Annotated in this window: 12 protein-coding genes; 8 read left to right on the top strand and 4 right to left on the bottom strand. The window is 54.7% G+C overall.

The window, feature by feature from the left end; genetic code table 11:
* The first annotated feature begins 6 nt into the window (after window positions 1-6).
* The 6 genes from NYR02_RS08015 (at window position 7) to NYR02_RS07990 (ending at window position 6,573) form a co-directional block, all read left to right on the top strand.
* Window positions 7-204 carry a YnbE family lipoprotein gene (locus NYR02_RS08015; protein ID WP_260975851.1) on the top strand — a complete coding sequence of 66 codons (198 nt, stop codon included), beginning with the start codon at window positions 7-9 and terminating at the stop codon, window positions 202-204.
* Window positions 205-231: 27 nt separating this feature from the next.
* Window positions 232-552 (top strand): YdbL family probable chaperone protein, encoded by a 321-nt coding sequence (locus NYR02_RS08010; RefSeq protein ID WP_260975850.1) that lies wholly within the window; start codon window positions 232-234, stop codon window positions 550-552.
* A gap of 14 nt (window positions 553-566) precedes the next feature.
* Window positions 567-1,163 carry a LemA family protein gene (locus tag NYR02_RS08005; RefSeq protein ID WP_260975849.1) on the top strand — a complete coding sequence of 199 codons (597 nt, stop codon included), beginning with the start codon at window positions 567-569 and terminating at the stop codon, window positions 1,161-1,163.
* A 58-nt stretch (window positions 1,164-1,221) separates the two neighbouring features.
* Entirely contained in the window at window positions 1,222-3,219 is a 1,998-nt protein-coding gene (locus NYR02_RS08000; RefSeq protein WP_260975848.1) for a M48 family metallopeptidase, read from the top strand.
* 827 nt (window positions 3,220-4,046) lie between these two features.
* Window positions 4,047-4,676 carry a TetR/AcrR family transcriptional regulator gene (locus NYR02_RS07995; protein WP_260975847.1) on the top strand — a complete coding sequence of 210 codons (630 nt, stop codon included), beginning with the start codon at window positions 4,047-4,049 and terminating at the stop codon, window positions 4,674-4,676.
* Window positions 4,677-4,806: 130 nt separating this feature from the next.
* Complete coding sequence (locus tag NYR02_RS07990; RefSeq protein WP_260975846.1) at window positions 4,807-6,573, top strand: SLC13 family permease; 1,767 nt, start codon at window positions 4,807-4,809, stop codon at window positions 6,571-6,573.
* Between the two features lie 76 nt (window positions 6,574-6,649).
* Here the strand turns inward: NYR02_RS07990 and NYR02_RS07985 are convergent, their stop codons facing one another.
* The gene (locus NYR02_RS07985; RefSeq protein ID WP_260975845.1) at window positions 6,650-8,467 is read right to left on the bottom strand and encodes a hemopexin repeat-containing protein; all 1,818 of its coding nucleotides are present in this window, start codon (window positions 8,465-8,467) and stop codon (window positions 6,650-6,652) included.
* A 209-nt stretch (window positions 8,468-8,676) separates the two neighbouring features.
* Between NYR02_RS07985 and NYR02_RS07980 the strand changes: the two genes are divergently transcribed.
* Both NYR02_RS07980 and NYR02_RS07975 read left to right on the top strand, forming a co-directional pair.
* A complete protein-coding gene (locus tag NYR02_RS07980; protein WP_260975844.1) occupies window positions 8,677-9,390 on the top strand; it encodes a TetR/AcrR family transcriptional regulator in 714 nt (237 codons plus the stop codon).
* Window positions 9,374-11,113 (top strand): acyl-CoA dehydrogenase family protein, encoded by a 1,740-nt coding sequence (locus NYR02_RS07975; protein ID WP_260975843.1) that lies wholly within the window; start codon window positions 9,374-9,376, stop codon window positions 11,111-11,113. The genes NYR02_RS07980 and NYR02_RS07975 overlap by 17 nt, the downstream gene beginning before the upstream one ends.
* A gap of 19 nt (window positions 11,114-11,132) precedes the next feature.
* On the opposite strand, the gene NYR02_RS07970 is transcribed toward NYR02_RS07975, so the two are convergent.
* The 3 genes from NYR02_RS07970 to NYR02_RS07960 all read right to left on the bottom strand — a co-directional run bounded on the left by NYR02_RS07970 (window position 11,133) and on the right by NYR02_RS07960 (window position 13,780).
* A complete protein-coding gene (locus NYR02_RS07970) occupies window positions 11,133-11,936 on the bottom strand; it encodes a lipase secretion chaperone (protein ID WP_260975842.1) in 804 nt (267 codons plus the stop codon).
* 217 nt (window positions 11,937-12,153) lie between these two features.
* The gene (locus tag NYR02_RS07965) at window positions 12,154-13,122 is read right to left on the bottom strand and encodes a lipase family alpha/beta hydrolase (RefSeq protein ID WP_260975841.1); all 969 of its coding nucleotides are present in this window, start codon (window positions 13,120-13,122) and stop codon (window positions 12,154-12,156) included.
* 208 nt (window positions 13,123-13,330) lie between these two features.
* Window positions 13,331-13,780: a hypothetical protein gene (locus tag NYR02_RS07960; protein WP_260975840.1), complete on the bottom strand. Its 450-nt coding sequence runs from the start codon at window positions 13,778-13,780 to the stop codon at window positions 13,331-13,333.
* Window positions 13,781-13,833: the final 53 nt, after the last annotated feature.

Genomic DNA, 13,833 nt, shown 5'->3' with positions numbered 1-13,833 from the left:
GATTGTATGAAACTAATCCTGCTGGCAAAAAACACGCTGTTGGCGTTGCTGCTGTTAGCGCCGCTCAGTGCCTGCACGTTAAAGGTGGCTGCTCCGGATAAGCCCATCACCATTAATCTGAATGTGAAAATTGAACATGAAGTGCGGGTGAAGGTCGAGAAAGAGCTGGAAAACCTGTTTGAAGAAGAAGACGGACTGTTCTGAGCCGAAACGACGGAGAAGGAATTACCCATGAAAAGAATCGCATTATTAACCGCCGCTTTACTGGTCTCGCTCAGCTGCTGGGCACTGGATCTCGACGGGGCCAAGCAAATGGGGCTGGTCGGCGAACAGACCAACGGTTATTTAGGACTGGTTGCCAGCGGCAACAGCGACGCTGCAGCACTGGTGGTAGAGATCAATCAGCAGCGTAAAGCCAAATATCAGGAAATTGCCGCCAAGCAGAGCACCACGCTGGCCAATATCGAAAAAATCGCCGGTGACAAACTGACGAAAAAAGCCGCAGCCGCGGGCCAGTATTATCAGAATGCTTCCGGCAGCTGGTACAAATAACACAAGGAATTTTTATGTCTGTTTCAACCATCGTTATCCTCGTCGTTCTTGCCTTGCTGGTGGTGTATGCCATCAGCATCTACAACACACTGGTAACACTGAAAAACCGCTACGAAAACGGCTTTGCTCAGATCGAAGTGCAGCTTAAACGCCGCTACGATCTGATTCCTAATCTGGTCGAGACCGCCAAAGCGTATCTGAAGCACGAAAGCGGCACGCTGGAAGCGGTTGTTGCTGCGCGTAATACCGCCGCTGCAGGTTTAAAAGCCGCCGCCAGCAATCCCGGTTCTGCCGATGCGATGAAGCAACTGGCCGGTGCTGAAGGTGCTCTGGCCGGTGCGCTGGGCCGTCTGAATGTGGTGATGGAAGCCTACCCGGATCTGAAAGCCAATCAGAATATGATGCAGGTATCAGAAGAACTGACCAGCACTGAAAACAAAGTCGCGTTTGCCCGTCAGGCATTCAACGATGCGGTAACGGCGTATAACATTTATCGCCAGTCATTCCCGCCGGTGGTACTGGCCGCGAAGTTCGGTCATCCGAGCAATGCCACGCTGCTTGAATTTGAAGACAGCGCACAGATTCAGAGCGCTCCGAAAGTCAGCTTCTGAAGTTAAGCGTCAGATATCAGCGCGCTGATATCTGACCTTGCCCTATCTGGAAATCATCATGGATTTTTTTACCCATCAGGATCAGGCGCGTAAGCGTACCAGCCAGCTGGTATTGCTGTTTGCCGCTGCGGTTACCTGTCTGGTTGTGCTGCTGAATATACTGGTTGCGGCGCTGTTGTGGTTTACCGACAGCAAGCTGATCGGCACCTACAGCGATGTCACCGAACTGGCCTTCGACCCCTCGACCGGAATGCCGGTACAGCCCGGATTGTTCGATTATATGAATGTCGAACAGTGGCTGATTATTTCAGCAGCGGTGGTGGCCGTTGTTGTGATCGCCAGTCTGGTTAAATGGCTGATGTTGCGCGGCGGTGGCCGTCGCGTCGCCGAATCCCTTGGCGGGCGCTTATTGCTGCCCAACAGTAAAGATTTTTACGAACGCCGCCTGCTCAATGTGGTGGAAGAAATGGCCATCGCCTCTGGCATGCCGGTACCGCCGGTGTATGTGCTGGAAGACGAAAGCATCAACGCCTTTGCCGCCGGATACCAGCCATCGGATGCCGTAATCGGTGTTACCCGTGGCTGCATGAAACAGCTCAGCCGCGATCAGTTACAGGGCGTGCTGGCGCATGAATTCAGCCATATTTTTAACGGCGACATGCGTCTTAATATTCGTTTAATGGCGGTGCTGTTCGGGATTTTATTTATCGGCATTATCGGCCGCTTTTTGCTGGACTCATCCTCGCGCAGCATGCGCTATCGCAGCAGCAACAGTAAAGACAACAGCGGTGCAGCCATGCTTGGCTTAGGTCTGGGGCTGGTGGTCATTGGCTATGGCGGCGTGTTTTTCGGCAATTTAATTAAGGCCGCCGTATCGCGTCAGCGTGAGTTTCTGGCCGATGCTTCGGCGGTGCAGTTTACCCGTAACCCGGACAGCATAGGCGGCGCGTTAAAAGTGATCGGCTACGGTGCCGGTTCCGAAATCAGCAGCCCGGAACGGGAAGAAACCGCGCATCTGTTTTTTGGTCAGGCGCTGCCGTTCCGTGTTAGCTGGTTTGCCACTCACCCACCGTTGGAAGAGCGTATTCGCCGGGTTGAGCCGCGTTGGGATGGCCGCTATCAGCCGCCACAAAGCCGTGATGCCGCCGAGCATGAAGCGCCGGATGCTGCCGCGCAAAGTACGGCGGGTACGGGAGCTTCCGGCCTCAGTCATGAAACCCTGGCCAGGGGGCTCGCCGCCGGAATGGCAGGCGTCAGCATGGCCCACAGTGGCGATAACGCCGCGCAATCTGCCACTCCTGAACCTGCAGCAACGGTTGCGGAAAGTGAACAGAGTCTGCCACGCCTGCAGGATGCCGCACGCGATGCCTACAGCGCCCGTGCTCTGGTGTTTGCGCTGCTGATGGCCGAGCCTTCGCGCTTTGTGCACGAGCAGCAGCTGGAAATGATCCGCAGCCAGCAAGGCATGGATTTTTACAAGCAAACGCTGCGTATTCTGCCGCTGCTTAATGGCCTGAATCCGGCCGAACGCCTGCCGCTGGTCGAGTTGTCGATGCCGGCACTGAAGCAACTGTCGGCTAATCAATATCAGGATTTCCGCCAGACGCTGGTGCAACTGGCCAAAGCCGATGGTGAGATCGATATCTTTGAATGGTGCCTGTACCGCCTGGTGCTGCAATACCTGAATCCGCAGTTTGAACCGGTACAGCCCATCGCCGCCAAACACGCCAAGGCCGATGCGCTGAGCAATGAATTGGCAGTGGTACTGTCGACGCTGGCGCACTTTGGTCATGACACCGCCGAGGCTGCGGCTGAGGCATTTAACGCTGCGGTCAGCGCCGCCGGTTTTAATGGCCTGAGTATGCAGCCGCGCAGCACCAGCCTAAAACCGCTGAATCAGGCATTGGCCAAACTGACCGAAGCCTACCCGCATATTAAAGGCCGGTTGGTGAAAGCCATGCAGGTATGCATTAACAGCGATGGCCAGCAGCGTCCGGTCGAGCTGGATCTGGTACGTACCATGGCGGCTATTCTGGAAGTGCCGGTTGTGCTGTAGGTGCAGAAGGTTTTCTCGTTCCTATCTAGTTCCTAAACTCCGCGTGGGAATGCAACTGTGCCAGCAGGGACTACCACGCAGAGCGTGGAGTCAGATGAGACCACCCTTCGACACGCTCGTGCCTCGCTGCTCAGGATGAACGGAGTTTTTGAATATAAACACCGCTTGCATTAAACACCGTTCGCACTCAACACCGTTCGCACTCACCACCGTTCGCACTAAACACTGTTCGCACAAACACCGTTCGCACAAACACCGTTCGCACAAACACCGTTCGCACAAACACCGTTCGCACTGAGCGCGAAGCAGTCGAAGTGCAGGCAAATAAGACGAAGCCTTACGGCAGGGTATTGGGCGTTTCAAATAATTTGAAATGTTTCTCGTTCCTACGCTCCGCGTGGGAATGCAACTGTGCCAGCAAGGGCTACCACGCAGAGCGTGGGAGCCAGATGAAGGTTTTCTCGTTCCTGCGCTCCGCGTGGGAATGCAACTGTGCCAGCAAGGGCTACCACGCAGAGCGTGGGAGCCAGATGAACTGAACAGCCTTGCTGTGTACCTGACCTGAGCAGCTATTAGCCGTCTCAGCCGCAACAGCCCGTTCCAGCCAAACACGCCGATTGTCGGCTCTGAGCCCTGTTTTCCCCGTTCAGGCCACCAACCCGCTTGTGGTACAATCGCACCTTCTTTGCCGGTACTCACCCGGCGTCTAAACCCTCCTGCCGCAGACTGAGAGGGTGTCGATAAAACCATCCTGCATACCGATTTTTAGTTCACCGGGCGTTATTACGTCCGGTGTCTGTCTTTGTTTGTACTGTGTTCAGGAGCTGATGATGTTGCAACCGGGTTTAACCACCGCCCAGCGCCGTATCTACAACGCTGCACTGCAGTTGTTTGCCGAAAAGGGCGCAACTCAGGTTACGGTGCGCGAGCTGGCGGATATTGCCGGCGTTGCCCGTGGCACGGTTTACAACCACGTTGATTCTATTCAGGGGCTGTTTGAAGAAGTGGCGGTGACTCTGGCAACGGACATGAACCAGCGCATTGTCAGCAGCTTCCGCCAGCAGAATGATCCGGCAGCCAAGCTGGCGACAGCCATCCGCCTGTATGTGCGCCGCGCCCATGAAGAACCGGCCTGGGGTAACTTTATCAGCCGCTTTGGTTTCAGCAGCACGGCCTTGCGCCGTCTGGGTGCCGGTGCGCCGGTGCAGGTGCTGATGGATGGTATTCAGTGTGGCCAGTACCGCATACGGGTTGATCAGCTGTCGGCAGTGGTCACCATGATTGCCAGCTCGGTGCTGGGCGCGATTTATCTGGTACGCGAAGGTCTGCGCACCTGGCGTGATGCCGGCAGCGACTGTGCTGAACTGGTGCTGCGCGCGCTGGGCCTGAGTGAAGAACAGGCACGCGCGCTGGCCACCGCCGAGTTGCTGCCGCTGCCCGAGCCACGGCTGGGCTAACGGCAGGATTAGTGCGCGCAAGGCAGCCTGCATTCTTATGCAATTTAGTTACCTTTAAATTACTTAATATTCCTTCGGGTTCTGGTTACTCCGGTTAATATGCATCACCTTATGTTATCCGGAGCATGCCGTGGACTGGCAAGGCTGGTTTTCTCTCGCACTCACCGCAGCGGTGCTGCTGACGCTTATTTTTACTTCGGTACGGCCGCATCTGGCGATGATGGCAGCGTTAACCCTGCTCAGCGTCAGTGGTGTGTTAAGCAGTGGCGAGGCGCTGGCGGGTTTCAGTAACAGCGGTCTGATTACCGTGGCGGCCATGTTTGTGGTGGCGGCGGGCATTCATGCCTCCGGTGGTATCGACATTCTGGTCAACCGCTTACTCGGCCGGCCGCTGACCCTGCGTTCGGCGTTGCTGCGTATCTTTGCGCCGGTGATGCTGCTCAGCGGTTTTCTCAATAACACGCCGGTGGTGGCGACCATGATTCCGGCGATTAACAGCTGGTCGCAGAAAATTGGTATCAATGCCTCCAAGCTGATGATTCCCCTCAGCTACAGCGCCATTCTTGGCGGCACCCTGACGCTGATCGGCACCAGCACCAACCTGATTGTGAATGGCCAGTACCAGTCGCTGACCGGCGGTGAAGGTTTCTCGCTGTTTTCTATCACCGCCATTGGTCTGCCGGTCGCCATTATCGGCGGTCTGTTTATGTGGCTGTTTTTTCCGCGCATGTTACCGCAGCGCCGCAGTGGCGAAGGTTTTGAAAACCTGCGCGAATTTACCCTCGAAGTGTCGGTGGCCAGCGACGGGCCATTGGTCGGCAAAACCGTGCTGGAAGCCGGTCTGCGTGATCTCGAGCGGGTCTATCTGGTGGAGATTGAACGCGGCGCCACGGTACTGACCGCGGTATCGTCGGAAGAGCGGCTGCAGGGCGGCGATCGTCTGGTATTCGCCGGTGATACCCAGGCCATTTCAGAATTGCTGCGCATTAACGGCATTGTGCCTTCGGCCATGGCCGGTGAGCTGGCGCTGAGTCAGGCGCGGCCGGAGCGTTGTCTGGTTGAGGCGGTGGTATCACCCCATTGTGCGGCCATTGGTCAGGCCATCCGCGATGCGCGATTCCGTGACCGTTACGGTGCGGTGGTGCTGGCGGTAGCGCGTAACGGCGAGCGGATTCCCGGTAATTTACGGGCGATTAAATTGCAGGCCGGTGACACGTTATTGCTGGAAGCGCGTCCGGCCTTTGTCAGCCGTCAGCGTTTTAATAAAGACTTTCTGTTAATTAACGATTTAGGCAAAGAAACCCCGCGCCATAATCGCGCGTATTTATCCTGGGGCATTCTGACGGCGGTTGTTCTGGCCGCGGGTCTGGGCTGGATTTCAATGTTAAATGCGGCATTAATCGGCGCCGGGTTAATGCTGGCGACTGGCTGTTTAACGGTGGAACAGGCGGAGCGCAGTGTCGATTTAACCGTGGTCATTACCATTGCCGCGTCTTTTGCCTTAGGCGCCGCGCTGCAGAAAACCGGTGTGGCTGCCTACCTGGCGGAAAATATTGTGCAGCTCAGTGATTACCGCCCGTGGCTGATGCTGATTCTTACCTATGTGGTGGTTTCTATTCTGACTGAGGTGATTACCAATAATGCCGCAGCGGTATTAATGCTGCCCATCGTACTGGAAATGACCGACAAAGTTGGTGTCGCCCATGAGCCATTTATTCTGGTGATTATGATGGCCGCTTCGGCCAGCTTCGCCACACCGCTGGGCTACCAGACCAACCTGATGGTGTACGGCCCGGGTGGCTATAAATTCCGCGATTTCCTGCGCGTGGGTATTCCGATGAATATTCTGGTGGGTGCAGCAACGCTGACCATTCTGTTGCTGTTCTGGGATATTTAAAACACGCTTAATTCAGCATAAAAAACGGGCAGAAATTCTGCCCGGTTTTTATTGCCGTTAAATATGTATCTGAGTATTACGGATTCATCAGCCCCGGCCAGGTGCCGCCATTAACTTTGGCCGGATAGCCACTGTCGGCGCTGTCGCTGCTGATGGAGTAACGGATATAACGCTGGTTGCTGAGGAAGAAATACGCACGGCTGTCGCTCCATTTTACTGCGGCGGTAATATCCTGGGCATAAGCGCCAAGGCCCGGCCAGGTATTATCGTTAACCGCTTTCGGGTAACCGCTGTCTACCCGGTCATCGCCTAAGTCATAACGCAGATAGGTGCCGTTTTTCAGGAAAAAATACACCTTATCGCCGGTCCAGCGCAGTGCTGCGGTAATTTGCGTGGCATAGGCACCTAAGCCCGGCCAGCTGTTGTCATCGATATTTTTCGGATAACCGGCATCGGCCTGATCGCTGCTGTTGTTGTAACGGATATAACGGCCATCGCTTAAAAAATAATAACTGCGGCTGCTGTCTTTGCTGAAGGCGGCGGTAATTAAACCGGCATAATCACCCAGACCCGGCCAGCTGTTGTTATTTGTATTGGCCGGATAGCCACTGTCAGACTGGTCGGCGGTTTTGTTATAGCGCACATAGCGGCTGTCATCGCGGAAAAAATAGGCGCGGCTCAGGCTCCAGTCGACGGCAGCATCAATATCCACTTTATTCAGGCGCAGTGACACCGGGGTGTTGTTCTGCACCAGGGTGTAATCAACAATACCGCGCACATCGGCGTTGTCGGCAAAGCCACGCTGCAGGGCATCAACCTGTGTCAGTGCTGTACCGTTACGGAAAATTTCCACATCAGCGCTGCTGTCGGCATACCAGCTGAAATCGTTACTGCCGCCGCCGGGTAATACTTTACGCACACCTTCGGCTGCGGTTAATGGCAGGCCATCCAGTTGCCAGCTGATTTGTGGCTCCACACCTAAATAACGCAGTACCGTCGGCGTGATACTGGTTTGTGCCGGATTACCATAAATAGCGGAAAAATCGCCGTTGCTGATATCGCTGGTGTACTGGCTGAATTCGCTGTTCAGGGTTTTATTGCTGGCAATAAAAATGGTTTTTTCCTGACGGGTCTGGCTGCCGTGGTTGCAACCCAGTACCGGTTCACGGCCGTGGTCGGTGGTAACCAGTACCAGCCAATCGCTGCTGCTTTGCTCAACCGCATCCAGCAGCTGACCCAGCTGCGCATCCACACCGCGCAACGCGGTATTGTAGGCCGGGCCAAAACAACTGCTGTGGCCGGCGTGATCAGGCTCGTCCAGGTGCAGGAAAACCAGATCGTAATCCTGCGCAATTAATTCGATGCCTTTACTGGTAACGGCGCTGTCGCTAAGGCCATTCAGGGTGATGTCGTTGCCGCTGACTTCATTGCGGAAATAGGTGGTATTGGGAGTGCCCCAGTTCATCACACTGGCGATCTTCGCTTGCGGGCGGGCATCGCGCAGACGTTTAAACAGTGAAGGAAACTCCGGATTAGCAAGGTCGGAATCGTTGGCGGTGATCTGATGTTTGTTCGCCCATACGCCGGTCAGAATGGTCGACCAGCCCGGTCCGCTGGAGGTTTTCTGTTGGCTGGCTTCGCCATCAACACCGCCGGTATAGGCCTTGCGCACCTGCAGGCGGTTGAAGTTGGGCGTGCTGATTTGTTGCAGTTCTTCCAGTTGCACGCCGTCGATACCCAGCAGCAATACCCGTGGCGCGCTGCCGCTTGCCGGTGGTAGTTGTGGATCCGTAACGACGGGCGGTTTGCTGGCTGCCAGGGCGGCCGTGCTGGCGCAGATGCAGAGCATAGCGGCGAGCAGCCGGCCAAATCTTTGATTGCCTTGGTTAAGCATGGTGGTCTCCTTCATTGTTGTTGGTTTTTGGACTAGACCAATATTGGTGTCTGGCATGACATCGGCGTGAACAAGCGATGAAGCTTCTGTGGCAGCCCGGTACAGCCAATACAGGCTCAGCGGCTGTACAAAAACACCCTTGATCAAACAAGTGAATGATGATTCACTTATTTGATCAGAATTCACAAGGCGAACCCGGAACCGGCGTTATGGCTTACCGCGAAACCGAACATACCCGTGCCCGTAAGGCGAATACCCGCCAGCGCTTGTTGCATGCTGCGCGTGATTTAGTTGCCGAACAGGGCTTTGCCGCCGCCACGGCGGCGGCAGTGGCGGAGCGCTCCGGTGTCGCGGCGGGTACGATTTACCGCCATTTCCCGAATAAACCGGAACTAGTGGCGGAAGTCTTCCGCTACGCCACCGAACACGAAGTGGCGCAGGTGGCTGCGGCCAGCGAGAGCCGTAATGTGGCCGATGCTTATGCCCTGCGTCTGGCGCGGGCAGTGGCGGTGTTTGCCCGGCGTGCGTTGCAGGGGCCGCAACTGGCCTACGCCCTAATTGCCGAACCGGTTGATCCGCGCGTCGAGCAGGAGCGCCTGCGTTACCGCATGGCCTACGCCGATATTTTTGAAGACCTGATCCGTGACGGCATTGCCAGTGGTGAATTTGCCGCGCAGGACGCCGGCATCAGTGCAGCCGCTCTGGTCGGCCTGTTAAGCGAGGCGTTAATCGGGCCGTTATTTCCCGGCCAGGCAAAAACGAACAGCGCAAACGAATTACCCCAGATGGCGGCACGCGCCGCGATGACCAGCAAAGAACAACAACAATTAATTCAGCAGCTTTGCGCGCTCAGTCTGCGTGCATTGGGCAGTGCTGAAGCAAACTCCATAGCCGAGGATGTCAGTTATGAACACCAGCGTTAATCCACAAATTACCGACGCCGTAACCCCTTCTGTGGGCACTGCTGGTGCCAACAGCAGCACAGATTATCAGCAGCATAAATCCCAGGCAGAAACCCATCCGGTTTTTAACCAGCCAACAGCGCTGGAAAACTTTAATGCCTACGACAGTGATCTGGCGTTACAGCATTGGGTAAAAGCATACGGCGGTGACTGGGCTACCGATCGTCTCAGTGCTTATGGTGCACGTTGTGGTGGTGATTTAATTGAGGCGGGTTTTCAGGCCAACGAAAATAAACCGAAGTTTTATCCCCATGACCGCTTTGGTAACCGTGTGGATCTGGCCAAATTCCATCCGGCGTATCACGAATTAATGCGCAGCGCGATCGAAGCCGAAATGCACTCGCTGCCGTGGACGACACCAAAGCCCGGTGCTCATGTGGCCCGTGCTGCAATGGAATATCTGCATATGAATGCCGATGCCGGTTCCGGTTGTCCGCTGACCATGACCTTTGCTGCAGTACCGGCATTGCAGCATTCGCCCAGTGTCGCCAAAGAATGGGTGCCGAAAATTACCGCGCGTCATTATGACGAGCGCAATATCCCGTTTTTTGAAAAACAGGGCCTGACCATCGGCATGGCCATGACGGAAAAACAGGGCGGCTCCGATGTACGCGCCAACACCACCCGTGCCTATGTGGTTGGCAGCAGTACGGGTAACGGTGCCGAGTATGAAATTGTCGGTCATAAATGGTTCTGCTCGGCCCCTATGTGTGATGCCTTTTTAGTGCTGGCACAAACCGACAGCGGTTTATCCTGCTTTTTATTACCGCGCTGGCGCCCGGATGGCAGCAAAAACCAGATGTATGTGCAGCGCTTAAAAGACAAGCTGGGTAATATTTCCAACGCTTCTTCCGAGGTGGAATTTCGTGGCGCCTTTGCCTGGATGATTGGTGACGAAGGCCGTGGCGTACGCACCATTATCGAAATGGTCTCCATGACCCGTTTCGATTGCATGGTGGGTTCATCGGCATTAATGCGCGGTGCGGTTGCTCAGGCGATTCACCACACCTCCGGCCGTTCGGCTTTTGGTAAAAACCTGCACGAGCAGCCATTAATGCAGAATGTGCTGGCGGATATGGCGATTGAAAGCGAAGTAGCGCTGGCGATCAGTATGCGGGTAGGTCATGCACTGGATAATCTGGCTGATGAGCAGCAGAATTTATTCGCCCGTTTAGCCACCGCCGTGGGCAAATACTGGATCTGCAAACGCGCACCGCACCTGGCTTACGAGAGTATGGAAAGTGTGGGAGGCGTGGCGTATGTGGAAGACAATATTCTGCCACGTATTTATCGCGAAGCACCGGTTAATGCCATCTGGGAAGGTTCGGGTAATGTGCAGTGTCTGGATGTATTGCGCGCCATGGGCAAAGAGCCGAAAGTGGTGGATGCCTTTATGGCTGAGCTGCAGAAAGGTGCTGGTAACTACCGTGAATTTGATCAGTTCCTGCTGAATTTAAAAGATGAGTTTACCGACCTGAGCACTCTGGAATACCGCTCACGCACGGTGGTCGATAAGCTTGCGGTTGGCTTACAGGCCAGTGTGTTAATTCAGCAGGGTGACAGCAATATTACCGATGCTTTTATCCGCTCGCGCATTGTGCGTAATGGTGCCTTTAACTACGGCACGCTGGATGCCGGTATCGACTGTTATGCCATTATGAAGCGTGCACAGCCGCAGTTATAAGCTTCGGGACTGCGGGCTGTTACAGCAGCCCGCTGAGTGCTTTAACGCGCAAGTGTTGTTCCGGAGAAAAGGCCTGCTGCAGTTGCAGATCTATTTGTTTCTGCTCTTCATCAGCGCTTAATTGCAGCTGTTTTATTACCCGAACCTGCTGCTGAAAAGCCGTTAACTGTTGCTGCCACTGAGTGCGCTGCTGATCCAGTGCGGCCAGTTGTACCGCCTGCTGTTCTCCGGCAATAGCAGCACGCTGTGCAAAGCGTTGGGACGGGTCATCCGTATTTTGTTCAATGGCCAGTAATTGCTGTGTTTTCGCATTTTCCTGCTGATACTGACGCGTAGCCCAGGATTGCTGATAGCTGGCGTTTAATAGTGTCTGCTCAGTGCCGTTGGCTGCCGAAGCATCTTGTTGTTCGCTTTGTTGTTTGCTTTGTTGTTTGCTTTGTTGTTCCTTGTGCTGCAACTGTTGCAGCGCCAGCGCATCCTGCTCACGGTCAAAGGCAAATAATGCGGCCGCAACGGCATGGCCAAATATCTGATCCTGCAGCGCAATATGGTTGTCAAAATGATATTGCAGGCGCTGGTAGGTTGATGCATCTTCTGCCGCTGCTGGCAGTAATGCCAGCTGCTCCCGGTAACTGAGATATTGCTGCCAGATATGCTCCGCCTGTGCCAGCGGCTGGCCACTTAATTGTCTGGCAAGGGCGGCACGTACCTGAGTATCAATCCAGATATTATCGCGTTCGCCCAGCGTGCTGAGATAATAATCGAATAAATCACGCAGGCTGCTGTGCACCACCAGTTGCTGCTGTTGTGCGCTGAGAGTCACACCGTGTTCTGTGCCCGACAGAGATGCAGGAAGTGCAGCCTTGTCAGGCGGCTGTTCCGCATCGTCTTTTGCCGTTTTATTTGTATTGTCTGCTTCGTATGTGGCTGGGGCTGGCGTTGTAGCAGGGGTTGTGCTGCTTTCTGTCAGGCTGTCAGGCGCGAGCAGAAAGCAAGCCAGTGCAAACAGCAGCACTGGCACAAGTATGGTCAGTGGAATATTAAAGACCGGCATTTTTCAGTCGATTAGCATGGCTGCGATAAATACTGAGGGGATCGGTTGCGGTTAAACCGCGCAAGCCCAGTACCTGATTAATCAGGTCGGCATGGTTAAGCGGATAATTATCACGCAGCACTTTACCAAAGTGGTTGCTGCAACGGCCAGTAATACCATCATTACCTTCGCGCCCGAACAGCAAACCTGTGGTGGCAAATAAATAATCCAGCGGGTCGAGGATATTGGTCAGGTTGGCATCGCCGCCCCAGGAATACAGGCGGATGTTATGGCCACCAATATTGACCTGCTGAGGACCTTCCCCACAGTGTGTCTGTGGCAGACCGGCGGGAAAGTTCTGATTAAACGCCGCAGCGCCGGCGCTGGTAAATTCAGTAGTTAATGAGCGTACATCGCCAGCCGGAACATCATCACCAGAGAGTAAATCAATCAGATTGCCTGCGGTATTGCCCACCACTTCAAACAGGTTACCCAGCAGCGTGTCGTCGGCAAAAACACCATTCACTAAATCGGCAATTGGCGCGCCCTGATGGGGTGAACCAACGGTGGTAACCGAGGCCACCAGATCCGGACGTACCGACATAACATAACGCGCAGTCAGACCACCCTGGCTGTGAGCAATCAGATTGAATTTTTCGATGCCGGGGTTCATTGCCTGCAGGGTTTCCATTTCGTGAATTAATTGTTCACCACGGTCGATGGAATTATTAAAGGCATTAATATGGGCGACATAAACCTTGGCGCCGCCTTGCTGTAATTTCGTACCAATTTTGTACCAGTAATCAATACCGGCAATATTGTCGAAAGCGAGAATACCCTGCACCAGCATGATCGGGTGACGGGTCTGGGTATAACCGGACGTATTGCCGGAAGAAGACATGGCAGAGGCCATGAATGGGCTCAGCATTAAAGCACAGCACAGCAGCAGTTGACGGACAGAAAGTACGCGCAGCATGGGAGATCCTTTTTATTATTTTGTCCGCAGTATATCGGCGGGGCTTTGGCTGGGCGTACCACAATCAGGGCCAGTTCGGCCTGAAAGGAGAATGACAGGAAAAATACGGAGAAAGCAGGGGAATGGCAGGCGGGGGCAGAAATACAGTGATGGCTACAGGCGAATGCAGTAACGCAGATGCCCGGAGCTGGCTCCGGGCAGGGCTGGATTATTCGGCGGTGGCTGCCGTTTCTTCCTGTTGCATGCCAGAGTTTTCCGGCTGAGCTTCTTCGGCTGCCTGTTGCGGCATTTCGCTATCCATATCAGCATCGCTGCTCATTTCTTCATTGCTGCTCATAGCCTCTTCGCTGCTGTCGGCGGCGGCCATGGTCGTTTCACATTCCCAACCCCAGCCGCGCTGCTTTTCGACAAACTCAGCGGCTTTCTGCTCGCAGTAGCCACCTTCGGTCTGCGCGCTCCACAGCACCTGAGAGCCGGTTTCTTTGGTGTAGTGTACTTCGCATGGAATCTGGCCTTCGCCGGTGTATTTAACTTCGATAATCCGGGTCTGGTTACCGTGGCTGCATACGGTGCGGTCGCCACTGCTGGCCTGAGCGGCAGGAACCAGAGCTGCAGCAATTAACGGCAGCAGAGCAGAGATATAAATTGCAGGTTTCATCGTAATATCCTTATTTATGCAGAGTGTGTTTGCGGAATCGTTGTCCGGAAGCC

It is taken from the genome of Thalassolituus pacificus (assembly GCF_025318105.1).
In the GTDB taxonomy this organism is placed as follows: Bacteria; Pseudomonadota; Gammaproteobacteria; order Pseudomonadales; family Oceanobacteraceae; genus Venatoribacter; species Venatoribacter pacificus.
Note: the sequence above shows the minus strand (reverse complement) of the source record. Positions and strands in the feature narration are given on the sequence as shown.

Excerpts from the sequence above, each read along its gene's own strand:
- NYR02_RS07975 (WP_260975843.1), top strand. The coding sequence starts at position 9,374 with ATGAACACCAGCGTTAATCCACAAATTACCGACGCCGTAACCCCTTCT.
- NYR02_RS07980 (WP_260975844.1), top strand. The coding sequence starts at position 8,677 with ATGGCTTACCGCGAAACCGAACATACCCGTGCCCGTAAGGCGAATACC.
- NYR02_RS08010 (WP_260975850.1), top strand. The coding sequence starts at position 232 with ATGAAAAGAATCGCATTATTAACCGCCGCTTTACTGGTCTCGCTCAGC.
- NYR02_RS07960 (WP_260975840.1), bottom strand. The coding sequence starts at position 13,780 with ATGAAACCTGCAATTTATATCTCTGCTCTGCTGCCGTTAATTGCTGCA.
- NYR02_RS08005 (WP_260975849.1), top strand. The coding sequence starts at position 567 with ATGTCTGTTTCAACCATCGTTATCCTCGTCGTTCTTGCCTTGCTGGTG.
- NYR02_RS07965 (WP_260975841.1), bottom strand. The coding sequence starts at position 13,122 with ATGCTGCGCGTACTTTCTGTCCGTCAACTGCTGCTGTGCTGTGCTTTA.
- NYR02_RS07985 (WP_260975845.1), bottom strand. The coding sequence starts at position 8,467 with ATGCTTAACCAAGGCAATCAAAGATTTGGCCGGCTGCTCGCCGCTATG.
- NYR02_RS08015 (WP_260975851.1), top strand. The coding sequence starts at position 7 with ATGAAACTAATCCTGCTGGCAAAAAACACGCTGTTGGCGTTGCTGCTG.
- NYR02_RS07995 (WP_260975847.1), top strand. The coding sequence starts at position 4,047 with ATGATGTTGCAACCGGGTTTAACCACCGCCCAGCGCCGTATCTACAAC.
- NYR02_RS08000 (WP_260975848.1), top strand. The coding sequence starts at position 1,222 with ATGGATTTTTTTACCCATCAGGATCAGGCGCGTAAGCGTACCAGCCAG.